Origin of the sequence: Enterobacter sp. A103 (assembly GCF_034427535.1) — a bacterium.
GTDB classification, from domain to species: domain Bacteria; phylum Pseudomonadota; class Gammaproteobacteria; order Enterobacterales; family Enterobacteriaceae; genus Enterobacter; species Enterobacter asburiae_B.
Genome location: NZ_JAXQPQ010000001.1, coordinates 868,431 through 893,890 on the forward strand (window position 1 = coordinate 868,431; position 25,460 = coordinate 893,890).

At 55.4% G+C, this 25,460-nt stretch carries 27 protein-coding genes, 1 pseudogene and 1 riboswitch; of the genes and pseudogenes, 12 read left to right on the forward strand and 16 right to left on the reverse strand.

Annotated features, from left to right (window positions below; translation table 11 throughout):
- Window positions 1-3 precede the first annotated feature (3 nt).
- Window positions 4-273: a cell division topological specificity factor MinE gene (gene minE, locus SPH27_RS04175; RefSeq protein WP_008500504.1), complete on the forward strand. Its 270-nt coding sequence runs from the start codon at window positions 4-6 to the stop codon at window positions 271-273.
- A 75-nt stretch (window positions 274-348) separates the two neighbouring features.
- Here minE and rnd read toward each other — a convergent pair whose 3' ends face one another.
- From rnd to SPH27_RS04200, 5 genes are all read right to left on the reverse strand, one after another.
- A complete protein-coding gene (rnd, locus tag SPH27_RS04180; RefSeq protein WP_115504063.1) occupies window positions 349-1,476 on the reverse strand; it encodes a ribonuclease D in 1,128 nt (375 codons plus the stop codon).
- A gap of 71 nt (window positions 1,477-1,547) precedes the next feature.
- Window positions 1,548-3,233, reverse strand: coding sequence for a long-chain-fatty-acid--CoA ligase FadD (gene fadD, locus SPH27_RS04185; RefSeq protein WP_023312189.1), 1,686 nt, complete (start codon window positions 3,231-3,233; stop codon window positions 1,548-1,550).
- Window positions 3,234-3,436: 203 nt separating this feature from the next.
- The gene (locus SPH27_RS04190; RefSeq protein ID WP_182072446.1) at window positions 3,437-4,018 is read right to left on the reverse strand and encodes a Slp family lipoprotein; all 582 of its coding nucleotides are present in this window, start codon (window positions 4,016-4,018) and stop codon (window positions 3,437-3,439) included.
- 37 nt (window positions 4,019-4,055) lie between these two features.
- On the reverse strand, window positions 4,056-4,751 hold the full coding sequence (gene tsaB / locus SPH27_RS04195) for a tRNA (adenosine(37)-N6)-threonylcarbamoyltransferase complex dimerization subunit type 1 TsaB (protein WP_038417432.1): 696 nt from the start codon (window positions 4,749-4,751) through the stop codon (window positions 4,056-4,058).
- Window positions 4,752-4,817: 66 nt separating this feature from the next.
- Window positions 4,818-6,728 carry an ATP-dependent DNA helicase gene (locus SPH27_RS04200; protein ID WP_039263631.1) on the reverse strand — a complete coding sequence of 637 codons (1,911 nt, stop codon included), beginning with the start codon at window positions 6,726-6,728 and terminating at the stop codon, window positions 4,818-4,820.
- 133 nt (window positions 6,729-6,861) lie between these two features.
- On the opposite strand from SPH27_RS04200, the gene SPH27_RS04205 reads away from it, so the two are divergent.
- Window positions 6,862-7,206, forward strand: coding sequence for a RidA family protein (locus SPH27_RS04205; protein ID WP_023312193.1), 345 nt, complete (start codon window positions 6,862-6,864; stop codon window positions 7,204-7,206).
- A gap of 6 nt (window positions 7,207-7,212) precedes the next feature.
- Here the strand turns inward: SPH27_RS04205 and SPH27_RS04210 are convergent, their stop codons facing one another.
- Window positions 7,213-7,404 carry a YoaH family protein gene (locus SPH27_RS04210; protein WP_182072448.1) on the reverse strand — a complete coding sequence of 64 codons (192 nt, stop codon included), beginning with the start codon at window positions 7,402-7,404 and terminating at the stop codon, window positions 7,213-7,215.
- Between the two features lie 61 nt (window positions 7,405-7,465).
- Between SPH27_RS04210 and pabB the strand changes: the two genes are divergently transcribed.
- From pabB to SPH27_RS04230, 4 genes are all read left to right on the forward strand, one after another.
- Window positions 7,466-8,791, forward strand: coding sequence for an aminodeoxychorismate synthase component 1 (gene pabB, locus SPH27_RS04215; RefSeq protein ID WP_182072450.1), 1,326 nt, complete (start codon window positions 7,466-7,468; stop codon window positions 8,789-8,791).
- 6 nt (window positions 8,792-8,797) lie between these two features.
- Entirely contained in the window at window positions 8,798-9,376 is a 579-nt protein-coding gene (locus SPH27_RS04220) for a CoA pyrophosphatase (RefSeq protein ID WP_023312196.1), read from the forward strand.
- A gap of 184 nt (window positions 9,377-9,560) precedes the next feature.
- Window positions 9,561-10,925 (forward strand): L-serine ammonia-lyase, encoded by a 1,365-nt coding sequence (sdaA, locus tag SPH27_RS04225; protein ID WP_023312197.1) that lies wholly within the window; start codon window positions 9,561-9,563, stop codon window positions 10,923-10,925.
- 130 nt (window positions 10,926-11,055) lie between these two features.
- Window positions 11,056-12,654: a cyclic diguanylate phosphodiesterase gene (locus SPH27_RS04230; protein WP_048979890.1), complete on the forward strand. Its 1,599-nt coding sequence runs from the start codon at window positions 11,056-11,058 to the stop codon at window positions 12,652-12,654.
- A gap of 6 nt (window positions 12,655-12,660) precedes the next feature.
- Here SPH27_RS04230 and yoaE read toward each other — a convergent pair whose 3' ends face one another.
- Both yoaE and SPH27_RS23095 read right to left on the reverse strand, forming a co-directional pair.
- A complete protein-coding gene (gene yoaE / locus SPH27_RS04235; protein WP_182072452.1) occupies window positions 12,661-14,220 on the reverse strand; it encodes a CNNM family cation transport protein YoaE in 1,560 nt (519 codons plus the stop codon).
- Entirely contained in the window at window positions 14,208-14,417 is a 210-nt protein-coding gene (locus tag SPH27_RS23095; protein ID WP_372584218.1) for a protein YoaL, read from the reverse strand. Before SPH27_RS23095 ends, yoaE begins: the two co-directional genes overlap by 13 nt.
- 266 nt (window positions 14,418-14,683) lie before the next feature.
- Here SPH27_RS23095 and manX point away from each other — a divergent pair, with 266 nt between their 5' ends.
- From manX to mntP, 5 genes are all read left to right on the forward strand, one after another.
- Window positions 14,684-15,649: a PTS mannose transporter subunit IIAB gene (gene manX / locus SPH27_RS04240; protein ID WP_032658500.1), complete on the forward strand. Its 966-nt coding sequence runs from the start codon at window positions 14,684-14,686 to the stop codon at window positions 15,647-15,649.
- A gap of 46 nt (window positions 15,650-15,695) precedes the next feature.
- Window positions 15,696-16,496, forward strand: a complete 801-nt coding sequence (gene manY / locus SPH27_RS04245; protein ID WP_008500490.1) for a PTS mannose transporter subunit IIC — start codon at window positions 15,696-15,698, stop codon at window positions 16,494-16,496.
- 12 nt (window positions 16,497-16,508) lie between these two features.
- Complete coding sequence (locus SPH27_RS04250; RefSeq protein ID WP_006810994.1) at window positions 16,509-17,360, forward strand: PTS mannose transporter subunit IID; 852 nt, start codon at window positions 16,509-16,511, stop codon at window positions 17,358-17,360.
- Between the two features lie 54 nt (window positions 17,361-17,414).
- The gene (locus SPH27_RS04255) at window positions 17,415-17,873 is read left to right on the forward strand and encodes a DUF986 family protein (protein ID WP_096150310.1); all 459 of its coding nucleotides are present in this window, start codon (window positions 17,415-17,417) and stop codon (window positions 17,871-17,873) included.
- 198 nt (window positions 17,874-18,071) lie between these two features.
- Window positions 18,072-18,261: riboswitch (yybP-ykoY riboswitch) on the forward strand.
- A 10-nt stretch (window positions 18,262-18,271) separates the two neighbouring features.
- A complete protein-coding gene (mntP, locus tag SPH27_RS04260; RefSeq protein ID WP_029741998.1) occupies window positions 18,272-18,838 on the forward strand; it encodes a manganese efflux pump MntP in 567 nt (188 codons plus the stop codon).
- Here the strand turns inward: mntP and rlmA are convergent.
- From rlmA to mgrB, 7 genes and pseudogenes are all read right to left on the reverse strand, one after another.
- On the reverse strand, window positions 18,835-19,650 hold the full coding sequence (gene rlmA, locus SPH27_RS04265; protein ID WP_182072454.1) for a 23S rRNA (guanine(745)-N(1))-methyltransferase: 816 nt from the start codon (window positions 19,648-19,650) through the stop codon (window positions 18,835-18,837). The genes mntP and rlmA overlap by 4 nt on opposite strands.
- 65 nt (window positions 19,651-19,715) lie before the next feature.
- Complete coding sequence (gene ftsI, locus SPH27_RS04270; RefSeq protein ID WP_033145830.1) at window positions 19,716-21,434, reverse strand: peptidoglycan glycosyltransferase FtsI; 1,719 nt, start codon at window positions 21,432-21,434, stop codon at window positions 19,716-19,718.
- Between the two features lie 219 nt (window positions 21,435-21,653).
- A complete protein-coding gene (gene cspE / locus SPH27_RS04275; RefSeq protein WP_001062678.1) occupies window positions 21,654-21,863 on the reverse strand; it encodes a transcription antiterminator/RNA stability regulator CspE in 210 nt (69 codons plus the stop codon).
- A 13-nt stretch (window positions 21,864-21,876) separates the two neighbouring features.
- A pseudogene (locus tag SPH27_RS04280) lies at window positions 21,877-22,021 on the reverse strand (DUF2627 domain-containing protein).
- Between the two features lie 513 nt (window positions 22,022-22,534).
- Entirely contained in the window at window positions 22,535-23,536 is a 1,002-nt protein-coding gene (locus tag SPH27_RS04285) for an MBL fold metallo-hydrolase (RefSeq protein ID WP_182072456.1), read from the reverse strand.
- 21 nt (window positions 23,537-23,557) lie between these two features.
- The gene (locus SPH27_RS04290; RefSeq protein ID WP_039263640.1) at window positions 23,558-23,848 is read right to left on the reverse strand and encodes a YebO family protein; all 291 of its coding nucleotides are present in this window, start codon (window positions 23,846-23,848) and stop codon (window positions 23,558-23,560) included.
- A gap of 74 nt (window positions 23,849-23,922) precedes the next feature.
- Complete coding sequence (mgrB, locus tag SPH27_RS04295) at window positions 23,923-24,066, reverse strand: PhoP/PhoQ regulator MgrB (RefSeq protein WP_006175995.1); 144 nt, start codon at window positions 24,064-24,066, stop codon at window positions 23,923-23,925.
- Window positions 24,067-24,228: 162 nt separating this feature from the next.
- Here mgrB and SPH27_RS04300 point away from each other — a divergent pair, with 162 nt between their 5' ends.
- Entirely contained in the window at window positions 24,229-24,468 is a 240-nt protein-coding gene (locus tag SPH27_RS04300; RefSeq protein ID WP_033145832.1) for a YobH family protein, read from the forward strand.
- A gap of 68 nt (window positions 24,469-24,536) precedes the next feature.
- On the opposite strand, the gene kdgR is transcribed toward SPH27_RS04300, so the two are convergent.
- Window positions 24,537-25,328, reverse strand: coding sequence for a DNA-binding transcriptional regulator KdgR (gene kdgR, locus SPH27_RS04305; protein WP_023312208.1), 792 nt, complete (start codon window positions 25,326-25,328; stop codon window positions 24,537-24,539).
- Window positions 25,329-25,460: the final 132 nt, after the last annotated feature.

Sequence of the window (25,460 nt, forward strand, 5' to 3'; positions counted from 1 at the left end):
GTTATGGCATTACTGGACTTTTTTCTCTCGCGGAAAAAGAACACCGCCAACATCGCAAAAGAACGTCTGCAAATTATCGTTGCGGAGCGTCGTCGTAGCGACGCCGAGCCTCACTACCTGCCGCAGCTGCGCAAGGACATCCTGGAAGTGATCTGTAAGTATGTGCAGATTGACCCGGAGATGGTCACGGTGCAGCTGGAACAAAAAGACGGGGATATTTCGATTCTGGAGCTGAACGTTACGCTCCCGGAAGCGGAAGAGTCGCGTCCGTAGGTTTGTGTTTTCGTCGCCCCGGTAAGCGCAGCGCCACCGGGGAAATATGCCGGGTATATCGCCCGGCATATTTTTTTATCGCGGGTAACCGTCCAGCAGCGTATTCAGGCGATCGGCCATCAATTCCCCGCGCCATCCCGCCATCATCTCCGGCACGCCATTTTGCGGCTTCAGCTTCCAGTGCCAGTTCAGCAGCTGGTTAATCTGACGACGTGAGGCGAGCAGTTCCGCGCTCAGCTTGCTTTCCGTTGCAACTGCCTGCACCAGCGCTTTGATATCCTTAAACGCTTTGCGATAGCCCGGCATGTCCATCAGGTTCAGCAGCGGTTCCGGCAGCGCATCTTCCGGCAGCTCCTGCGCTTTGGCGACCAGCGCCAGCAGGGTTTTACCGTGGAAGCGGATCTCGCTGCCCGAAAGCCCAATGCTGTCCAGCTCGCCCAGGCTGCCAGGCATATAGCGCGCGACTGCCCAGAGATGCTCTTCGCGAACAACAAAGTTAACGGCCAGATCGCGCTCCCGCGCTTTACGCAAGCGCCAGTCTGCCAGCAGCTGCAGGCATGCCAGCTGACGCGTGCGCAGCTGCCAGGCGTTGCTGATATCGCGCCAGGCCTCTTTCGGGTCAACCACTTCCTGACGACGCTGCTGGGTCATACGGCATTCGTCCAGCGCAGCAGCGAGCCAGCCGGAGGCTTCCGCCTCTTTCATCAGCTGTCCCGCAATCGGCAGCAGGTAAAACACGTCTGCCGCCGCATACTCCAGCTGACGCTCGGTTAGCGGACGCGCCAGCCAGTCGGTACGGGATTCGCTTTTATCCAGCGTCAGGCCCGTATACTCCTCCACCATGGCAGCAAAGCCCCATGAGAGCGGACGATTGCTGAATGCCGCGAGGATCTGCGTGTCAATCAGCGGCTGGGGCATGATGCCAAAGGTGTTCAGAAAGACTTCCAGATCCTCACTGCCTGCGTGCAGGTATTTCGTCACGGCGGTATCGAGCAGCAGGTCACGCATCGGCGTCCAGTCGGTAATGCCGAGAGGGTCAATCAGCGACACGTGTTTACCGTCATACATCTGAATCAAACCCAGCTGCGGATAATAGGTTCGGGTACGGACAAACTCGGTATCCAGGGCAATGGCAGGAAAGTCGCGCGTCACTTCGCACAGCGAAGCCAGCTCGTCGTTGGTCGTGATCATCTGGTAATTCAAAACGGGTTCTCTTTTGTTTGCGCCCATAAAAAACGCCGGCTTAACCGGCGTCTGGGCGATTAGCGTGAAGCTCAGGCCTTATTGTCTACTTTGCCACGGGCTTCGTCACGTAATTCTCGTCGTAATATCTTTCCGACGTTGGATTTCGGCAGCTCATCGCGGAATTCAACCAGCTTCGGCACCTTGTAGCCCGTCAGCTGACGACGGCAAAACGTTACCAGCGCCTCCTCCGTCAGGGAAGGATCTTTCTTGACCACAAATATTTTAACCGCTTCACCGCTGCTGCCGGAAGGGACGCCGACCGCCGCCACCTCGAGTACGCCGCTGTGCTGCATAACCACGTCTTCGATCTCATTCGGATAGACGTTGAAGCCGGAGACCAGGATCATGTCTTTCTTGCGATCGACGATGCGCAGGAAGCCCTCGTCATCCATTACCGCAATATCACCGGTATGCAGCCAGCCGTCTTTGATGATTTCGTCGGTCGCATCGGGACGCTGCCAGTAACCCAGCATCACCTGCGGACCTCTGACGCAAAGCTCACCCGGCTCGCCCGGCGCGACTTCGTTATCGTTATCATCGACCAGTTTGGCCTCTGTCGAAGGAACCGGCAGACCAATGCTTCCACTGTGATAATCGATATCGTGTGGGTTCACGCTGACCAGCGGAGCACATTCCGTCAGCCCATAGCCTTCCAGCAAATACTGACCGGTGAGCTTCACCCAGCGCTCGGCGACCGCCTGCTGAACCGGCATGCCGCCGCCCGCAGAGAGATGCAGCGTGGAGAAATCCAGCTGCTGGAACTCTTTGTTATTAAGCAGCGCGTTAAACAGGGTGTTCACCCCGGTCATGGCGGTGAACGGATATTTCGCCAGCTCTTTCACCAGGCCCGGGATATCGCGCGGGTTGGTGATGAGGATGTTCTGGCCACCCAGTTCAATAAACAGCAGGCAGTTCATGGTCAGCGCAAAGATGTGATACAGCGGAAGCGCGGTGATCACCACCTCTTTGCCCGGATGCAGCAGCGGCCCGTAGGTGGCGTTCACCTGTTCAAGGTTTGCCAGCATATTGCGGTGGGTAAGCATGGCCCCTTTGGCGACGCCGGTGGTCCCGCCCGTGTATTGCAGAAACGCAAGATCTTCCGCCACCACTTCGGGTTTCACATACTGCATACGGTAGCCCGCATGCAGCGCGCGGCGGAAGGAGATGGCGTCCGGCAGGTGGTATTTTGGCACCAGGCGCTTGACGTATTTAACGACAAAGTTAACCAGCGTGCCTTTGGCGGTCGAGAGTTGATCCCCCATGCGCGTCAGGATGACGTGTTTAACCTGGGTTTTGTCGACCACTTTTTCCAGGGTATGGGCGAAGTTGGACACAATGACAATCGCGGCCGCGCCGCTGTCGTTCAGCTGATGCTCCAGCTCGCGCGGGGTATACAAGGGGTTAACGTTGACGACAATCATCCCGGCTCGCAAGATACCGAACAACGCCACCGGGTATTGCAGCAGGTTCGGCATCATCAGCGCGACGCGGTCCCCTTTTTGCAGCCCCAGCCCTTCCTGCAGATACGCCGCAAACGCGCGGCTACGCTCCTCAAGCTTACGGAACGTCATGACCTCGCCCATATTCACGAATGCGGGCTGGTCCGCGTAGCGCCTTACCGAGTGTTCAAATAATTCCACCAGGGATTGATAACGGTCAGGATTGATCTCAGCAGGAACATCTGCGGGATAACGGTTAAGCCAAACCTTCTTCAATGCATCACCTCTGAAATGAGTGTTCGTCGTCATCACAACCCCGATAATAAACAGTTTGTTAACATTATATTAACTCAGCGTACCAGTTTATTAATTGTTCAGATTTAAGGTTGCGAAGCGCGTCACTCTTTTTTTTCGTTTTATCCGTAAAAAAACAGAGACAGCGGCTGAGCCGCTGTCTCTTTTCTAACAATAACAGTAAGTTACTCAGTAACGATCGTCTGAACCTGTGCAGGACCCGGGTTATACCAGCCCCAGCCCGGGTAGCCGTAACGATAAGGATGTGGACCCCACATCCACGGATCCATCGGCTGAGGCGGCATGATCACCTGCTGTGCCAGCCGCCAGCGTTTATACCCGTTGACCTGCATGGTCATAAATTTATACGGCGTGCTGCCGATTTTGCCCTGCACGGCGCCGGTAATCGGCCCGACGACGGTCACCAGCTGCCCACGAAAATCGACCGGATCGAGGAAACCGCTGACGTCCGCATAGATACGTCCGCGAGAGGCCTCACCCAGTACCGGTCGCGCGCCGCTGTCCAGCGGAACGGTCGCGATCTCCAGACGGGTTTTCCCCTGCTGGTTTTGTACGTCGATGACCTTACCGCCAAAGCGCGCTTCCTGGCCGATGTACAGCTCAGGCGCATTCATCACCCGAACCAGATCCTGCTGTGGCGTCGGGCTGCTGCCCTTAATCGCATCAGGAACGGAAACGCATCCGCTCAGTGCTATGGCAACCGCGCCTGCCATAATAAGGCGTACTACTTTAGTCTGAACCGCCATGATGCGACTCCTTTTTCTCAGTTCCTGTTACTGAGATTCACTCGCGGCCCGGAAGTTTCTTCCACGCAACGGTGTTTCGCAAATAAACCGGCTCCGCGTGTTCAACGGCAACGGTTTTTCCTGCCGCGAGCAGCTGGCAGGCAATCGGAAGCATGTCTTCCGCAGCCGGCAGCAGCATGTTGCCGTCCACCAGCGTCACCCCGGTGTCGTTTGCCATGTCAGGCCACGCCGGCCAGCCGGTGCCGACGGTTGCCCACTCGCCGGAGAGCTGTTGCAGCCGCTCAGTGACCGCTTCCGGCTTGAGCACGGCTTCCGTCTCTTCGCCGTGCCACACGCCCTGCTCGTCGCGGGTGTATTCGGCCCAGTAAACTTCGCCCATGCGGGCATCAATCGCGGCCAGCACGCGCGTTGCCCCAGTCATGCGCCATGCGCCCTGCGCCATGGTAGCAAGCGTAGAGACGCCGATCATCGGCAGTTCGGCGCCCAGCGCCAGCCCCTGCGCAATACCAATCCCGATACGTACGCCCGTAAAGCTGCCGGGGCCACGGCCAAAGGCCAGCGCGTCGAGGTCGGTTAAGGAGGTGTTGCCCTGGGTTAAAATGGCTTTTACCAGGGGCAGAATGCGTTGGGTGTGTTCCCGTGGGCACTCTTCGAAATGAGCAGAAACAGCACCGTCGTTCAACAGAGCGACAGAGCAAGCCTCTGTCGCGGTATCAATAGCCAGAATTCGCATCAGTCGTCGCGCTCTCGCAAGGGTCAGTCACAAAATGGCGCGCATCTTAGCACACTCCGGGGTAAATTACTCCGCCGTTGGGTTTGCCAGGAAACGCACCGCGCGTTTTATGTCCCGCGTCCGCGGCGCGGGCGGCAGGCTTGCAAGGAAGGTCGCCCCGTAAGGGCGCATCACCAGCCGGTTATCGCAAATGACCAGCACCCCGCGATCGGTGACGTCGCGGATTAATCGCCCTACCCCCTGCTTGAGGGTAATCACCGCATCCGGCAGCTGTACCTCGTCAAACGGATCGCCCCCGCGCAGACGGCAGTCTTCCATGCGCGCCTTCAGCAGCGGGTCGTCCGGGGAGGTAAACGGCAGCTTATCAATGATCACCAGCGAGAGCGTATCGCCCCGCACGTCGACCCCTTCCCAGAAGCTGCTGGTTGCTACCAGCAGGGCATTTCCGGCGCTGACAAACTGCTGTAACAGCTGGCCTTTACTGGTTTCACCTTGCAGCAGCACCGGCAGCGTCATGGTGGCGCGGAACTGCTCGGCAAGATCACGCATCATGGCGTGAGAGGTACAGAGCATAAAGCAGCGGCCGTTGTTGGCCTCGATCATCGGTTTTAACATCGCGGCCAGGTGGCGCGCCGCCCCCGGCTGGTTCGGCAGCGGCAGATTACGAGGCACGCAGAGCAGCGCCTGTTTTTCGTAATCGAACGGGCTGGGCAGGAGCAGCGATTCCGCATCCTCAATGCCAAGACGTTCCGTGAAGTGATGCAGATCGTCATTCACCGACAGGGTTGCCGAGGTGAAGATCCAGCTTCCCGGTTTTTGCGCCATCACCTCTTTAAACTTATCCGCTACCGTCAGCGGCGTGAGCGCCAGGGTGAAATGCCGCGAGGTGCACTCATACCAGTAGCTGAACCCCGGCTGGTTAATCTCTTTCAGCCGTTTGAGTCGCCCGCGATAGAGCGTGGCGCGTTCGAAGGCCGCGTCCAGCAGCGCGGAACGGCCAAGCGAGAGCTTTGCCACGTCGTAGCAGAGTTCGAGGGCATCATCGAGCAGCAGCAGCGCGCGCTGGATGTTTTTGTCCGCCAGCAGCTCGCGCAGGTTACCGCGATAGCCCGGCTCGCCGAGCTGTAAGCGGAAATCCTGCGCGCTTTGGGCCAGACGGTCGGCGCACTTCTGCAGCTGCTGGGTATCTTTGAGTTCGGTCCGGTAAGCGATGGTAAAATCTTTCGCCAGATCCTGCAGCTGGCGGCTGGAAAGCGACTGGCCGAAGTACTGGCTGGCGATGTCCGGAAGCTGATGGGCTTCGTCGAAGATCATCACGTCCGCCTCCGGGATCAGCTCGCCGAAACCGCTGTCCTTGACGACCATATCCGCGAGGAACAGATGGTGGTTCACCACCACCACATCCGCGTCCATCGCCGTTTTGCGCGCTTTCACCACAAAGCAGTCTTTATACAGCGGGCAGTCGCTGCCGAGGCAGTTGTCGTTGGTGCTGGTCACCAGCGGCCAGGCAGGAGAGTCTTCCGGCACGCTCGCGCAGGTGCTGATATCACCCTCTTCGGTCTGGTTCGCCCAGGCGCGAAGGATAATAACGTCGCTGAGGGTTTGCACCGGCAGGTCGCCGCCCGCCAGCGCCTGCTGCTCAAGACGTTCCAGGCAGAGATAGTTGGAGCGCCCCTTCAGCAAGGCCAGACGACCTTTGTATTTCAGCGCTTTCGCTACCGTGGGCAAATCGCGACTGTAGAGCTGATCCTGCAGCGCTTTCGATCCGGTGGAAATAATCACCTTCTTCTTCGCGCGCAGCGCCGGAGCAAGGTAAGCATACGTTTTACCCGTGCCGGTTCCGGCTTCGACCACCAGCGGCTGAGCCTTATCGATGGCGCGTGCAACGGCGTGCGCCATCTGACGCTGAGGCTCACGGGGCTTGAAGCCGGGAATAGCCTGCGCTAATTGACCTTCAGGGGAAAAATCGTCTGCCACGGTGCTCTCTCACTGTATTTTTGCACAGGGATTATGTCAGCCCATCCTCTCCTGTGCCACCCCAAATAGTGACGACACGAGAACAATATGGCAGTCTTGCCGCCTGACGACGAAAAATAACGAGGAAACGTTTATGACAATTGTGCGCATTGATGCCGAAGCCCGCTGGTCTGATGTGGTGATCCATAACCAGACGCTCTACTACACCGGCGTACCGGCTAACCTGGACGCGGATGCGTTCGAGCAGACGGCTAACACCCTGGCGCAGATTGACGCGGTGCTGGAAAAACAGGGCAGCGACAAATCCCGCATTCTGGATGCGACGATTTTCCTGGCAAACAAAGAGGATTTCGCGGCGATGAACAAAGCCTGGGATGCATGGGTAGTGGCGGGTCACGCGCCTGTACGCTGCACCGTACAGGCCACGCTGATGAAACCGGAGTATAAGGTTGAGATCAAGATTATCGCGGCGGTTTAAGCCCGATTACTCTTCTGATTCTTCATCTTCATCTTCGAATCGCGCCACGATCCGCTCGCCGGAATGACTGGCGCGAATCTCCTGAGCGACAACCGTAATCGCCTGTCCGCTGCTCATCCCCTGGGACATCAGTTCCTGAATTCGCTCAACCGCTTTCTGCTGCTGTTCATGGCTCAGAGAAGGTAAACCTGCAAACATCGTCAACTCCTGCTAAATTATTCGCGCTAATTATTTCACGCTGCCCGGTAGTATGCCACACATGAACATGCGCTTCCCCACTGTTATTACCTTGCCCTGGCGTGCAGACGCCGCTGAATTCTGGTTTGCCCGCCTGAGCCATCTTCCGTTTGCGATGCTGCTGCATTCCGGCCATGCGGACCATCCCTATAGCCGCTTCGATATTCTGGTGGCCGATCCGCTAAAGACGCTAACAACCGATGACCTGTCGTTAACGGACGATCCCCTGAAGCAGCTGCAGCAAGCCATTAACGCGCTGGGCTTATCTGCCGCGCCGAACCCGGACCTCCCTTTCCAGGGCGGCGCGCTGGGCCTGTTTGGTTACGATCTGGGTCGCCGTTTCGAAACGCTGCCGGAGCATGCGCAGGCTGATATTTCCCTGCCAGACATGGCCGTGGGGCTGTATGACTGGGCGTTAATAGTCGATCACCAGAAAAAAACGGTTTCCCTGCTGAGCCATCATGACGTGCAGGCGCGTCTGGCGTGGCTTGAGGCGCAACAGCCTGCACCGGCACAGACGTTTACGTTGACCTCCGGCTGGCGCTCAAATATGAGCGCGGCGGAGTACGCCGAAAAATTCGCGCGCGTTCAGGCGTATCTGCAAAGCGGTGACTGCTACCAGGTTAACCTCGCCCAGCGCTTCCAGGCGACATACCGTGGAGACGAGTGGCAGGCGTTTACCCGTCTTAATGCCAGCAATAAGGCCCCGTTCAGCGCGTTTGTCCGTCTGGAACGGGGGGCCATACTCAGCCTGTCACCCGAGCGCTTTATTCATCTGGCTGAGGGCATGATTCAAACCCGTCCGATTAAAGGCACTCTGCCGCGTCTTGCCGCTCCCGACGCCGATCGCCAGCAGGCGGAAAAACTCGCCGCCTCGCCGAAAGACCGCGCCGAGAACCTGATGATTGTCGATCTGATGCGTAACGACATTGGCCGCGTCGCTGAACCGGGCAGCGTGCGCGTGCCGGAACTGTTTATCGTCGAGCCTTTCCCGGCGGTGCATCATCTGGTCAGTACCATTACCGCGCGTCTCCCTGCCTCTCGCACCGCCTGCGATCTGCTCCGCGCCGCGTTTCCGGGCGGCTCCATCACCGGCGCGCCTAAAATTCGCGCCATGGAAATTATCGACGAACTGGAACCGCACCGCCGCAACGCCTGGTGCGGCAGCATCGGCTATATCAGCCTGTGCGGGACCATGGATACCAGCATTACCATTCGCACGCTGACGGCCTGCGACGGAAACCTTTACTGTTCGGCCGGGGGCGGCATTGTTGCCGATAGCCAGGTCGATGCGGAATATCAGGAAACCTTTGATAAAGTTAACCGTATCCTGAAACAACTGGAGTAATCACGGGTGGAAAAAGAGAACCTGACGCTGGACGATTTTTTATCTCGCTTTCAGCTATTACGACCGCAGGTCAACCGCGAAGCGCTGAACCAGCGTCAGGCGGCCGTGCTGATCCCGGTCGTGCGTCGCGCGCAGCCGGGCCTGCTGCTCACCCAGCGTTCTCCCCATTTACGCAAGCACGCGGGTCAGGTCGCCTTTCCGGGTGGCGCAGTAGACAGCTCCGACGCCTCGCTGATTGCCGCCGCGCTGCGGGAAGCGCAGGAAGAGGTGGCCATTCCGCCGGAGGCGGTGGAGGTCATCGGCGTGCTGCCGCCCGTCGACAGCGTCACCGGTTTTCAGGTCACGCCGGTGGTCGGCATTATCCCGCCCGGCCTGCAGTATCACGCCAGCGTCGATGAAGTTTCAGCGGTATTTGAAATGCCGCTCGAAGAGGCGCTCCGGCTCAGCCGCTATCATCCGCTCGATATCCATCGACGGGGGCATGACCATCGGGTCTGGTTGTCCTGGTATCAGCATTATTTTGTCTGGGGCATGACGGCGGGCATCATTCGCGAACTGGCGCTGCAAATCGGCCTGAAACCTTGACTATACTTTACATTCCACCCTTTTTCGCAGGTTTGCGATCCGCGTCGCGCTATTAGCAAAACCCATCGTTAACCATTAGTTTAATTCATGTGAATAGTTAAGCCGAGGTCGGTGTTCCCTCTTACACTATGCGCAGTTATAACATCGTTACTGGAACCCCGGTAACCCTGTCAGGAGTGTGAAAGTGATTAGTATATTCGACATGTTCAAAGTGGGAATTGGCCCTTCGTCTTCCCATACTGTTGGCCCGATGAAGGCCGGTAAACAGTTCGTCGATGATCTGGTCGAAAAAGGATTACTGGAAAGCGTTACCCGTGTCGCCGTGGATGTTTACGGCTCGCTGTCATTAACGGGTAAAGGCCACCACACCGATATCGCCATTATTATGGGTCTGGCAGGCAATATGCCGGATACCGTAGATATTGATGCCATCCCGGCATTCATCCGCGACGTGGAAACACGCGGCCGCCTGCTGCTGGCAAACGGCCAGCAGGAAGTCGATTTCCCGCAGGATGACGGCATGCGTTTTCGTAGCGACAACCTGCCGCTGCATGAAAACGGCATGACCATTCACGCTTACAGCGGTGAAAAAGAGATTTACAGCAAAACGTACTACTCCATCGGCGGTGGCTTCATCGTGGATGAAGAGCATTTTGGCAAAGATAGCGTCGGCGACGTCAGCGTACCGTACCCGTTCAAATCGGCTACAGAAATGCTGGGCTACTGCAAAGAGACCGGTCTTTCACTGTCCGGCATGGTGATGCAGAACGAACTGGCCCTGCACAGCAAAAAAGAGATTGAAGACTATTTTGCGAACGTCTGGCAAACCATGCGCGCCTGTATCGACCGCGGGATGAATACCGAAGGCGTTCTGCCGGGTCCACTGCGCGTACCGCGTCGTGCCTCTGCCCTGCGCCGTATGCTGGTGACCACGGACAAGTTCTCCAATGACCCGATGAACGTGGTCGACTGGGTAAACATGTTTGCCCTGGCGGTTAACGAAGAGAACGCCGCAGGTGGACGCGTCGTGACGGCGCCAACCAACGGCGCCTGCGGTATCGTTCCGGCAGTGCTGGCGTATTACGATCACTTTATTGAGCCCGTGACGCCGGACATCTACATCCGCTATTTCCTGGCGGCAGGTGCCATCGGTGCGCTGTACAAAATGAACGCCTCCATCTCCGGTGCGGAAGTGGGCTGTCAGGGTGAAGTGGGCGTTGCCTGCTCCATGGCGGCGGCAGGTCTGGCAGAGCTGCTGGGCGCAAGCCCTGAGCAGGTTTGCGTGGCGGCGGAAATCGGTATGGAACATAACCTCGGTCTGACCTGTGACCCGGTCGCGGGCCAGGTGCAGGTGCCGTGCATCGAGCGTAACGCGATTGCCTCGGTGAAAGCCATCAACGCCTCACGTATGGCGATGCGCCGTACCAGCGAACCTCGCGTATCGCTGGATAAGGTGATTGAAACCATGTACGAAACCGGCAAGGACATGAACGCGAAATACCGCGAGACGTCCCGCGGTGGCCTGGCCATTAAGGTGCAGTGCGACTAATACTGCCTTTCGCCCATCTGCAACGGATGGGCGAATTTCCCTCTTCTTTCTCGTCTCCTTCTGCTTTCCCCACTACACTTTTACTGTTGCGTCCGGCTTTTGTGGCTGGTGGCTTATCAGGCGACCGTTCATGCAAACTGCACAAACGATCATTAAAAACTATCGCCGAAAACGCGTTATCGTCTGTGTCACGGTTGCGCTCCTCACGCTCATCCTGACGTTAGGCATTCGCTTCATTTCACAGCGCAATGTTAACCAACAGCGGATCCTCGATTTTACCAGCCACACCGTACGCGCCCTTGATAACGTCCTGCTTTCTTTAGAGAACCGCCGCAGCGTGCTGCAGCCCCTGGTAGGGCAGCCCTGCCCGCAGGCGCACCTGGCGCTGCGAAAGCAGGCCGCCATTTTGCAGACGGTACGCTCCATCGCCCTGATTAACGAGGGTATCCTGTATTGCTCAAGTATTTTCGGGAGCCGCAACGTGCCCGTTCGCGACTTCCTGAAAGAACTCCCAGCCAGCACGGCGAAGCTGATTTTATCGAGCGACCAGTGGCTGCTTAAGGGTAGCCCGATATTGATCCAGTGGTATCCCGTCTCACAGGATGGTGAAGCTGGCGTTATCGAAATCATCAATATCGATCTGATCGCCAAAATGATCCTCGAGCCCCAGCGCCCGCTCATCAATGACGTGGCGCTGACCGTAGGCGATCGCTTTCTGCGCTATGGACAACGCGTCAGCGACAGCCTGACGTTTGATGAAGAGGGCTCTCTTTTCCAGCAATCGTCAACCCGAAATCCTTTTACCATTACGGTCAGCGGGCCAGGCCCTGGAGAGTTAGCCTTAAAAAGCCTGCCAGCCCAGCTGCCGCTTGGACTCATGCTCAGCCTGCTGCTGGGCTATCTCGCCTGGCTGGCAACGGCAAACCGGATGAGCTTTACGTGGGAGATCGATATGGGCATTGCGGCGCGGGAATTTGAGCTTTTCTGCCAGCCGCTGGTGAATGCCCGTACCCAGGCGTGCACCGGCGTGGAGATCCTGCTGCGCTGGAATAACCCACGTCAGGGTTGGATCACCCCGGAGGTGTTTATCCCTCTGGCAGAAGAACATAACCAGATTGTCCCCCTGACCCGCTATGTCATCGCCGAAACGGTGCGCCAGATAGGCTACTTCCCTTCCAGCGCCGGTTTTCACATTGGTATTAACGTCGCCGCCAGCCATTTTCGTCACGCGGCATTGATACAGGACCTGAACCGCCTCTGGTTCAGCGCCGGTCCGCGCCAGCAGCTGGTGATTGAACTCACGGAACGGGATGCGCTGCTGGATGCGGATTATCGCATCGTGCGCGAACTGCATCGCAAAGGGGTGAAGCTCGCCATCGACGATTTTGGTACCGGGAACAGCTCCCTCTCCTGGCTTGAAAAGCTTCACCCGGACGTGCTGAAAATCGACCAGTCGTTTACCACCGCCATCGGTACCGACGCCGTGAACTCGACGGTGACGGATATGATTATTGCGCTGGGTCAGCGGCTGAATATCGAACTGGTTGCTGAAGGGGTCGAGACGGAGGAGCAGGCGCGCTACTTGCGCCGCCATGGCGTGCCTGTCCTGCAGGGGTTTTTCTATGCGCGGCCCATGCCGCTACGGGATTTTCCGAAGTGGCTGGCGGGAAGTTCATCCCCGCCAGCGCATCATAACGGGCACATCGTGCCCTTAATGCCGCTGCGCTAAGCCGGCTTACTCATCTTCGTCGTGGGCTGATTGTTCTTTAACAATGCGAACCATATCAACGCGATAGTCGTTGGCTTCAACGATCGTAATGTGCAGCGGCGCCAGCTCGATCACATCGCCGACGCGCGGGATTTGCCCGTTAACGGCGATCACCAGACCGGCAACGGTCGCGATGTCTTCTTCATCGTTGATCACGTTTTCCAGCCCCAGCGTGTGCGAGAGCGCGTGCAGGTCGGTGGTACCTTTAACCAGCCAGCCTTCACCGTCGGCAACGATCTCAGGCGTTTCGTCGGCATCCGGGAATTCACCGGCAATCGCTTCAAGCACGTCCAGCGGCGTGACCAGCCCCTGCACCACGCCAAACTCGTTGCTGACGATAACAAAGCTACCGCGAGCGCGGCGCAGCACCCCGAGCAGGTTGATAGGATCCAGCGTTTCCGGCACGACAATCGCAGGCGACGCGGCAGCAACGGCTTCCACGTTCACGCCCTCTTCCAGGGCCACCAGCATCTCTTTTGCCCGCACGACGCCGATGATCTCATCCAGCTCTCCGCGACACACCGGGAACAGGCTGTGCGGAGAAGAGAGCAGCTGCTGGCGAATTTCATCGACGCTCAGGTTAGCATCAACCCAGCTGATCTCCCCGCGCGGCGTCATGATGCCGCGCAGCGAACGGGAGGCCAGGGAGAGCACGCCGTTAATCATGTAGCGCTCTTGTTCCACAAACGCCCCTTCCGGGACCGGAACAGGGTTATGGTTTTCGGAATCAGACTGGACGTTCACCTGACGACGACCGCCCATCAGGCGCAGAATCGCGTCTGCGGTACGGGCGCGCAGCGGCTGATTCGACTGCTGCTTAATAAAGTTACGGCGCGCAATCTGGTTGAACAGCTCGATCAGAATCGAGAAGCCAATCGCGGCGTACAGGTAGCCTTTCGGAATATGGAAGCCAAAACCTTCCGCCACCAGGCTCAGACCAATCATCAGCAGGAAGCTCAGACACAGCACGACCACCGTCGGATGCTGGTTGACGAAGCGCGTCAGCGGCTTCGAGGCCAGCAGCATGACCGCCATCGCAATAACGACAGCCGCCATCATTACCGGCAGATGATTCACCATGCCGACCGCCGTGATCACCGCATCCAGCGAGAAGACCGCATCAAGCACCACAATCTGCAGCACCACCACCCAGAAGCTGGCATAGCCTTTACCGTGCCCATCATCGTGTTGACGGTTTTCCAGCCGCTCGTGTAGCTCCGTCGTCGCTTTGAAAAGCAGGAATATCCCCCCGATCAGCATGATTAAATCACGCCCGGAGAAGGTGTAATCCATGACGGAGAACAGCGGTTTGGTCAGCGTGACCATCCAGGAGATGACGGAGAGCAGCCCCAGTCGCATAACCAGCGCCAGCGAGAGACCAATCAGACGCGCTTTATCACGCTGTTTTGGCGGCAGTTTGTCCGCAAGGATGGCGATAAACACCAGGTTATCAATGCCGAGAACAATCTCCAGCACCACCAGCGTGAGCAATCCCACCCAGATTGACGGGTCCATTAAGAATTCCATGACAAGCTCCTGCTAAAGGAATGACGAAACGGTGCCCCACTCAACGTGGGCAAAACAGAGGTAAACAGAGTCGATACGTGGCGAGGATCGCCGGTGAATAAGGCGCGAAATGGCCTGGTTGATGACTGACGTCGGTGACGGTCCATATAGTGGGCTGTAACCCTATACTCCTGAACGATTAAACGGAGGCTAAACATATCAGAGACACTGTGTTTTTAGCAAAGATTTACGTTCCTTTGCAAAGTTCTGTAACACAGCAGCTTTACGCTACAGATAAATCTGTAACGCGTGGCTAAATTACGGATCTTCATCACATAAATTATTTTTTCACTATCTAAAATAATTCGCGGAAGTCTTAGTTTTTTTGAACTCTAACCCTTATCTGAATCGATTCGGTTCGCCAATACGATTCTCAGTACGGCTGCCTGGCAGGCGTATTAATGATAATAAAAGGAGGTAGCAAGTGACCATTGCTATTGTCATAGGCACACATGGTTGGGCTGCTGAGCAGCTACTCAAAACGGCAGAGATGCTGTTGGGCGAGCAGGAAAACGTCGGCTGGATCGATTTCGTTCCCGGTGAAAACGCCGAGACGCTGATAGAGAAGTACAACGCTCAACTCGCGAAGCTGGATACCAGCAAAGGCGTGCTGTTTCTCGTTGATACATGGGGCGGCAGCCCGTTCAATGCCGCCAGCCGCATTGTCGTCGATAAAGAGCACTATGAAGTTGTCGCCGGGGTGAATATTCCCATGCTGGTGGAAACCTTCATGGCTCGCGACGACAATCCGGCGTTCGATGAGCTGGTGGCGCTGGCCGTTGAAACCGGTCGCGAAGGGGTAAAAGCTCTGAAGGCGCAGCCGGTTGAAAAACCTGCCCCTGCACCTGCAGCGGCACCAAAAGCGGCAGCACCGGCAAAACCGATGGGTCCGAACGATTACATGGTCATTGGCCTTGCGCGTATTGATGACCGCTTAATCCACGGCCAGGTGGCCACGCGCTGGACCAAAGAGACCAACGTTCGACGCATTATCGTGGTCAGCGACGAAGTTGCCGCCGATACCGTTCGTAAAACCCTTCTGACTCAGGTTGCTCCTCCTGGCGTTACCGCGCACGTCGTGGATGTCGCCAAGATGATCCGCGTTTACAACAACCCGAAATACGCGGGTGAACGCGTGATGCTCCTGTTCACTAACCCGACAGACGTTGAGCGCATTGTTGAAGGCGGCGTGAAAATCACCTCCGTGAACATTGGTGGTATGGCATTCCGTCAGGGCAAAACGCAGGTCAACAACGCCATTTCAGTCGATGCGAAAGATATCGAGGCATTCAACAAGCTGAATGCGCGCGGTATTGAACTGGAAGCCCGTAAGGTTTCTACGGATCAAAAACTGAAAATGATGGATTTGATCGGCAAAGTTGGGAAATAAGCCCGCGCCGGTTCTCATATAAAGCTTATGTAATAGGAGAAGTGCAATGGAGATTACCACTCTTCAGATTGTGCTGGTGTTCGTCGTCGCATGTATTGCGGGTATGGAATCCGTACTTGATGAATTTCAGTTCCACCGCCCTCTGGTGGCCTGTACGCTGATTGGGGCCGTTCTGGGTGACATGAAAACCGGTATCATCATCGGTGGTACCCTGGAAATGATCGCCCTGGGCTGGATGAACATCGGCGCGGCGGTTGCGCCCGATGCGGCGCTGGCCTCTATCATTTCGACCGTTCTGGTTATTGCTGGTCACCAGAGTATTGGTGCCGGTATCGCCCTGGCGATACCGCTGGCTGCAGCAGGCCAGGTTCTGACCATCATCGTTCGTACTATCACCGTTGCCTTCCAGCACGCGGCGGATAAGGCGGCCGAAAACGGCAACCTCACGGCACTGTCGTGGATCCACGTTTCGTCCCTGTTCCTGCAGGCGATGCGTATCGCGATCCCGGCGGTTATCGTGGCGATCTCTGTTGGTACCAGTGAAGTGCAGAGCATGCTGAACGCCATTCCAGAAGTGGTCACCGGCGGTCTGAACATCGCGGGCGGCATGATCGTGGTCGTCGGTTATGCGATGGTCATCAACATGATGCGCGCAGGCTATCTGATGCCGTTCTTCTACCTCGGCTTCGTGACCGCTGCCTTCACCAACTTCAACCTGGTTGCACTGGGTGTGATTGGTGCGGTAATGGCGATTCTCTACATCCAGCTCAGCCCGAAATATAACCGCGTCGCGGGTGCCCCAGCGCAGGCTGCTGGTAACAACGATCTCGATAACGAACTGGACTAGCAGGTGAGCGAAATGGTTGATATGACAAAAACTACCACCGAGAAAAAACTCACTCCGGGTGATATTCGTGGCGTGTTCATCCGTTCTAACCTGTTTCAGGGTTCATGGAACTTCGAACGTATGCAGGCGCTGGGCTTCTGCTTCTCCATGGTGCCGGCGATCAAGCGCCTGTACCCGGAAAACAACGAAGCACGCCGTCAGGCGATCAAGCGTCACCTGGAATTCTTTAACACCCATCCTTACGTAGCGGCTCCGGTTCTGGGCGTAACGCTGGCGATGGAAGAACAGCGTGCGAACGGCGCAGAGATTGACGACGGTGCCATCAACGGTATCAAAGTCGGCCTGATGGGTCCGCTGGCCGGTGTCGGTGACCCAATCTTCTGGGGTACCGTGCGTCCGGTCTTCGCGGCGCTGGGTGCCGGTATCGCGATGAGCGGCAGCCTGCTTGGCCCGCTGCTGTTCTTCATCCTGTTCAACGCCGTGCGCCTGCTGACCCGTTACTACGGTGTGGCCTACGGCTACCGTAAAGGGGTGGACATCGTTAAGGACATGGGCGGCGGCTTCCTGCAGAAACTGACTGAGGGGGCGTCAATCCTCGGCCTGTTTGTCATGGGGGCGCTGGTTAACAAGTGGACGCACGTGAACATCCCGCTGGTGGTATCGACCATCACCGGTCAGGATGGTCAGACGCGCGTCACCACCGTGCAGACGATTCTGGACCAGCTGATGCCGGGCCTGGTACCGCTGCTGTTGACCTTCGCCTGCATGTGGCTGCTGCGTAAGAAAGTGAACCCGCTGTGGATTATCGTTGGCTTCTTCGTCATCGGTATCGCGGGCTACGCTGTCGGCCTGCTGGGTCTGTAAGTTTCAATGCTATAGGCCGGGGGCTTGCCCCCGGTTTTTTTATCTGGAGGATGAATGACTGTCACGGACATCGTACTGGTTTTATTTATTGCTGCCCTTCTGGCTTACGCGATCTATGACGAGTTCATCATGCCACGCCGCCACGGCGAGACGCTGCTCTCCCTTCCCCTTCTGCGACGCGGGCGCGTGGATGCGTTTATCTTCGCGGGTCTCATCATTATTCTTATTTACAATAACGTCACTAGCCATGGTGCAATATTAACCACATGGTTATTATGTGCGCTGGCATTAATGGCGGTTTATCTGTTCTGGATCCGCACGCCGAAAATCATTTTTAAATCCCGCGGATTTATCTTCGCCAATGTGTGGATAGAATATAACCGTATTAAAGAGATGAATTTATCCGAAGACGGTGTGCTGGTGATGCAATTAGAACAACGCCGCCTGCTTATTCGGGTGAAGAATATTGACGACCTGGAAAAAATATACAACTTACTTCTTAAAACTCAATGATTTGCATATATAGCAATGGCTATATTCTGTGTTTATCTTGCGCAAGAAATATAGCCTAAGCTATATCCTTTTCGTTAATTTTCTCTCTATTTTTTAACGATAATTTCACGCTTAAAGACAAATGAAAATCGTTATCAACAAGCATTTTAAATAATGCTTCTCCATTGTTGTTTTATATTCTCAAAATATGTTAAGGTTGCGCCCGTCGTTGGGGAGTAGCCGATTTCCTGCTCGCAGGAAATGTACGTGTCAACATACTCGTTGAAAAACGTGGCGCGTACGGATCGCTGACAGCACATCTTATGTGCGGTGCGATCAGGCGAGACCATAGATACATCAACTGCTGTTCACTGGGGGCAGTGATGTGTCATATGGATATCCCCGGTCTGGACGCTGTTATGAATATCTCCGCTACGATCCTCCTCGCTTTTGGCATGTCCATGGACGCTTTTGCGGCTTCCATCGGAAAAGGCGCCACGCTCCACAAACCTAAGTTCTCAGAAGCCCTGCGTACCGGCCTCATTTTTGGCGCTATCGAAACGCTGACGCCGCTTATCGGCTGGGGTCTTGGCATGCTCGCCAGCCAGTTCGTGCTGGAGTGGAACCACTGGATTGCCTTCGTACTGCTGGTGTTTCTCGGTGGCCGAATGGTGATTGAAGGTTTTCGCGGCGGTGATGATGAAGACGAAGAGCCGCAGCACCGTCACGGGTTCTGGCTGCTGGTCACCACGGCGATTGCCACCAGCCTTGATGCGATGGCCGTCGGTGTCGGTCTGGCATTCCTGCAGGTCAATATTATCGCCACCGCGCTGGCCATCGGCTGCGCAACGCTGATTATGTCCACGCTGGGCATGATGGTTGGACGGTTTATCGGCCCGCTGCTGGGTAAACGCGCCGAGATCCTGGGTGGAATTGTGCTGATTGGCATTGGTGCCCAGATCCTCTGGGCACACTTCGCCGGTTAATCTTCGCGCTGCCAGACGTGGATACTGAAATCCGTCTGGCAGTCAAATGTAGAGTGTGTAGCTAGCGCTTCCCATACTTCCGGTTTTGCCCGCCATGCGAACGGCGTCATCTGCAGCAGCGCGGTGGCCTCTTCGCCTTTCAGCGTCATTTCATACGCCACGGTTTGCTCCTGCTTAAGGGTAAAACCGGACAGCTGTTCAGAATGAGGTGCATGCAGACGCACTTCGTCGTAGATCAGCCCTTTCAGCTCCATCAGATGACGCGGGCCCGGCGTTACGGTGACTACCCATCCGCCCGGTTTCACCACGCGAGACAGCTCTTCCGCCTTGCAGGGCGCGTAAATGCGGATAACCGCATCCATGCTGGCATCGTCAAACGGCAGCCGGTGGCTGGATGCCACGCAGAACGTTACGTCAGCGTAACGCTTTGCCGCCGCGCGAATGGCCACTTTCGACACGTCCAGACCGAATGTCAACGCGCCCTTCTCACGGGCGATCTCGGCAAACCGTGCGGTGTAGTACCCTTCCCCGCAGCCGATATCGAGCATGGCGGTGGCTGAACCCGGCAGGATGTCATTCAGCATCTGCGCGACAGTCTCCCGCAGCGGCAGATAGTGCCCGGCATCCAGAAACGCACGACGCGCCTGCATCATCTCAGCACTGTCGCCTGGATCGCGGGAGCGCTTATGCTGCACGGGCAGAAGATTCACGTAGCCTTCTTTTGCCATATCAAACTGATGCCCCTGCGGACAGGTATAGCTTTTATCTGAATGCGTCAGGGGGGCGTGGCAAAGAGGACAGCTGAAGGACATGGTGACTCCGGAGCATAATCAAAGGGCGAAGTGTACCGCTATTCGCCCTGGTTATAAACGCCCGGTTAACGCATAACGATAAGGTGATCGGAACCCGCCGGTAACCCGTCAGGTTTCACATTCTCCAGACGCAGCACGTTGCCCATAATCTCGCTGAAGACAGGTGCGGAAACGGCACCGCCGTAATAGGCACCATTTTGCGGATCGTTAATCACCACCACCAGGGCAAAGCGCGGATCGCTGGCGGGCGCAACGCCGGCCGTATAGGCAACGTATTTATCGACGTACTTTCCGCTGTCGTCAATTTTCTTCGCCGTACCGGTTTTCACCGCCACCCGGTAATCACGAACGGCGGCCTTAACCCCCCCGCCGCCGGGCAGCGCAACGCTCTCCATCATGTGCTCCACTTCGTGCGCGATCTCTTCCGGCATGACGCGGTGCCCGATAACGGGTGGATCGATACGCGTAATCGAGAGAGGTCGCTCAAGCCCGAAGCCGCCGATCGTGGCGTAGACGTGCGCCAGCTGGAGCGGCGTCACCATCAGCCCGTAGCCGAAGGCAAAGGTCGCACGATCGAGCTGGCTCCAGTATTTACGATTTGGCAACAGCCCCGCGCTCTCGCCCGTTAAGCCAAGCCCCGTATTCGTGCCAAATCCAAAGTTGCGATAGGTATCAATAAGATGCTGGACAGGCATTGCCAGGGACAGTCGTGACACGCCGGTGTCGCTCGATTTTTGCAGGATCCCGGTCATCGTCAGTTCAGGATAATAGCCCACGTCGCGGATACGATGCCCGTCAAGGGTATACGGGTGCGTGTCAATCACGCTGTCCGGCTGGACCAGACCCTGCTGCAGGGCCGTCATCAGCACCAGCGGCTTGACCGTCGAACCGGGCTCGAACGTATCGCTGATGGCGCGATTGCGGAAATCGTTTATCGTCGCGCCTTCCCGATTATTGGGGTTGAAATCCGGATAGCTCGCCATGGCGAGTATTTCCCCGGTTGGAATATTAATTAGCACCGATGCCCCAGACTCGGCCTTGTTCCAGGCCACGGCATTATCGAGCGCATCTTCGGTGATGGTTTGCAGCCGCTCGTCAATACTTAACTGGATGTTATGCGCCGGTGCAGGCGCCACTTCCGTCAGGTTTTCAACCACGCGACCGTAGCGGTCTTCCCTTACCTGCCGCACACCCGGCTTGCCGGTCAGCTGAGCGTTAAAGCTTTTTTCCACGCCTTCAATGCCCTGCCCGTCAATATTGGTGAAGCCAATCAGGTTCGCTGCCACATGGCCGGCAGGATAAAAACGGCGGGACTCGTCGCGTAAATTGATGCCGGGCAGATTCAGCTTATCGATCCACTTCGCCTGTGCGGGATCGACCTGACGGGCAAGATAAATAAAACGCCCCTGCGGGTTGGCGTTGATTCGCGCCGAAAGTGTGCCCAGGGAGAGATGCAGCGCATTTGCCAACGCCTGCCAGCGTTCATCAACGCCAACGCCCCCTTTTGCCAGCACCGTTTTAGGGTCGGCCCAGACGGCCCGGACGGGCACGCTCACCGCCAGGGGGCGACCTTCGCGATCCATTATCATGCCCCGCGGCGCATCAATCGCCAGCTGGCGGAGGGAACGCATATCTTCCTGCTTCACCAGATTGTCAGGCTTGATGATTTGCAGCCAGGCAACGCGGCCCAGCAAAAAAGCCAGACTACAAAAAATAGCTAAACAGAGCAGCACAAAACGCGCCGGCGTGAAATTGCCAGCGGTCGTTATCAATTTCTTCTTCACCTGAACCCCAGGACTGTTAAACAACGCCCTGATTTAACGGGAAAAGATGGGGTTAAGGTGGCAAAACAGTGCTACTAACCTCGCAGCTTTGCAACAAGTTACTAACAAGACCGCAAATGGTAATATTTTGAAAGATAAAGGACATAAAAAAGCCCCGCGTTATGCGAGGCTTTATGTCTGAGATTGAAGTGCTAAGCGCTTCAGTCAGCAGCGGTTCGATCAGATAGCAGTTACGTTAACTGCAGCTGGGCCTTTCTGGCCATCCTGAATTTCGAACTCAACGTTCTGGCCTTCAGCCAGAGTTTTGAAGCCGTTACCCTGGATTGCAGAGAAGTGTACGAACACGTCTTTGCTGCCGTCAGCAGGAGTAATGAAACCAAAACCTTTAGACTCGTTGAACCACTTAACTTGACCTTTAATCTTTGCCATTTTGCAAAATTCCTTAGAGTGTTTTCTTAGCCCGCAGGCATTAACTGAGATAAAACTGAGACATTACTGCATGAGGCACTAATATAAGGTTCGGCAGAGAAGCGGTATTCAACGACAACGTGTTTACTCAGGACTTCTTTACTGAAAATGCCACACATAAACAGAACTGTACCTCGTTTGACCCAAAACGTGTTATCACACACTATGTTTAATATGGCAAGCCATTTTTAAACATGTCTCGATCCGCCGCACAAATTCGAACAGTGCCTGTCAGGTTTTGCACAATTATGCGCATCACTTACAGACAGCTCTGCTGCGTAACAAAGACCCAGCGTTGCTTTCACAAGCGCTGTAATCTAAGACTTTTTTAACATAGCTCAATGATTACGAAGCGTCCAGCAAACGGGAAAAGAAATCTTACGTCCTGATTGAGTTAGAACAATTTGTGAAAACTTATGCTTAAATCATTGTAACGCGACCAAATTGTTTCAGAGAAAAAACACTGTTAATAACCCGCGCCGACCTGTATTAAAATGCACCAACTAATAAACAGTGTTATGCACCAAAATAATGAAATTTTTATGACTCTGCATCAAAAGAAGGCAAGCAAAACGTTTCGATAAAAATAAAACATTCCTGAACGCGTTTACAGACAGAATATATGCACTACGTTATCGCTTCGTTTTTAAGGATAAATATTCACCAACTTTCAGTATCCTGAAAGAATGATTAACTGGTGCTAAATTATCTAGCGCGTCAGTTAACTCCCGCACAGGTTCATCCAGGGATTCATCTGCCAGTTCAAACACGCCCCAGTGAATGGGAAACGCCAGAGGGCAGCCCAGCTGCTGCCACAATGCCACCGCAGATTGCGGATCCATATGATGGACAGCCATGAACCATCGTGGAGCATAGGCACCTATTGGTAACGCGGCAGCATCGATATGGCCCAGACGCTCAGGTATCAACAGCAGCTCGGGCGAATACCCCGTATCTCCGCTGAACCAGAAACGATGATGTCGACCTTCCATAACCCAGCCGCACCATAATGAGCGATTGCGGTTCCATGGCGTGCGCATACTCCAGTGCTGTGCCGGTACGGCGGTCAGCGTCATCCCCTGCCAGGTGAAGCTCTGCCACCAGTCGAGCTCAACCACGCGTTTTCCCCCCCGGCGGCGAAACCAGCCGGCCAGGCCCAGCGGAACAAAAAAACTGACCTCGGGGAAGCGTTTGAGAATACGGCGAATGGTCGCGTCATCAAGATGATCGTAATGATTATGGGAGATGACGACCGCATCAAGCTGATGGAGTTGATCGACTGACAGAGCGGGAGGCGTTTTGCGCTGTGGTCCCAGGAAAGGGAGTGGAGAAGCGCGCCGTGAAAAAACAGGATCGGTAAGGATGATATTGCCGTCCAGCTGCAGCATCACGCTGGCGTGTCCCAGCCACCATACCCCATCTTCATGAGGTTGCGTAAGCTCAACCGGTTGCCACCACTGTTGGATAAAGTCTTCATAACCCAGCGCGGGTGGCTTCGGTAAACCGGCCTCTTTACGCGCTTTGCGCCAACGGTCAAGGTCGCCGGGTTGATGTCCGACAGGATCGGTATTACGAAAACCGTTCGGAGTGTGATGTTTCAGGGAGGGGTCATACCAGGGATTTTTCCAGACCACAGCCACCTCCCGGACAAAAGATTAACGCTCAGCCACCAGGCGGATAAAGTCGTCTTCGTCTTTGTTATCTTCAGCGACCACGTCTTTCGGCGCGTCTTTCTCTTCCGGTTCGTTAGCCTCACACAGACGGCGCAGTAGCGCATTCTGACGTTTTTGCTGATCGAGAAGCGCTTCCAGCAGTTCAATCTGCTCGTTAGTACGGGAACTGGCGCGGTTCACGAAAAACCAGATGACCAGGCCCACAAGCAGAACAACCAAAGAAATCATCAGGGATGCCATATTCAGCAGCCCTGAATTCAGTAACTCACCCATTTCACCACCTCAATAAAAACGTCTATTTTACCACTGGCGCGAAGGAAGGAAATCACCTTGAGAAAAAATGCGTATTACCACGGAATAAACTTATTGATTGCGCAAACGCCGCTAAAAAACTGTACATCCTGATCGCACATCACATTGATCGTCTGCGTCCATAACACCACGCACGCTATCAGCACGATAATCAGAATTACCCAGCGTATTTTTTTCACTCCACACTCCGTCTAAAAACCTGATGTAACGAGGTTATCACGCTTATCTTAAACAAGGACTAACTGTACCGCCATCGCGCTTTTTTTCAGAATCCTGCACTTGTTTCATCGTGTAAACCGTTTACGCTAGCTTTATGATAACAACGACAAAAGAGGTTAATGATGCGCTTCATCATTCGAACAATTATTGCGCTGGCCATCGTCTGGATTGGCCTTCTGCTCACAGGTTACGGTGTGCTCGTGGGAAGCACCGAGAACGCAGCCGGGTTAGGGATTCAATGTAAATATTTAACAGCACAGGGCGTGAGCACTGCGCAGTATCTTCATACGGACAGCGGGATCGTTGGCTTGACCCACTGTCCGGTCCTGCGTAAGACATCCGTCGTGATTGATAATGGCTAATCGGCCGGTGAAATGACTGGCAAAAAAAACGCCGCAACAGAGCGGCGTTTTTTTTATACGAGCAGAGGTTAAAACGGGTAGTCGTGGTAACCCATCTGTTCAGAAATCTTACGTGCGGCAGTGTGCAGAATAGCCACATATTCATGCAGGCGCTCTTCGGAGAAGCGTAAGGTCGGGAAGGAGATACTCAAGCCCGCGATCACAACCCCAAAGCGGTCAAATACCGGAACGCCGATGCAGCGAAGCCCCTCTTCCTGCTCTTCGTTATCTTCGCCATAGCCCTGTTCGCGTACGCGATCGAGCACCGTTAACAGCGCGTCCGTGCTGGTAATGGTTCGGGAAGTACTTTGCTTGTATTCCACGCCTTCGAGGATCTGCTTCACTTCTTCACGATCGCGCCACGCCAGCAGAACCTTACCAATCGCGGTACTGTAGAGCGGGTTGCGACGACCAATGCGCGAATACATGCGCAGATTGTACATGGAGTCGATTTTATGGATGTAAACAATGCTGTCTTCATCCAGCGCGCCGAGATGGATGGTCTCTTTGGTCAGGCGAGAGATCTCACGCATCTGGATATCAGCGCTGCGGATCAGGTCAACATTTTGTAGCGCACGGGCGCCCAGCTCAAACAGCTTCAGCGTCAGAGAGTATTTTTCAGATTCACCTTCCTGGGCTACATAGCCCAGCGACTTCATGGTTTGCAAAAAGCGATATACGGTGCTTTTAGACATCATCACGCGCTGCGACAACTCTGTAATACCTATTTCACGCTCTTCCCCCAGCGCCTGTAAGATGCCAAAAACCTTCAGCACGGAAGAAACAGAATCTGGCTGTTTATCCAAATCCGCAATAGCCATTTACCACCTCATAGAGAGTGTTTTATAAAAATCAGAACCGGTTTTTATTATAAGTTCCCGTCATGTCACCTGCAATCAATCCGCGTTTACTTCGTTACAAATCTGCGACATATCGCGGCTGTAACAATGCTA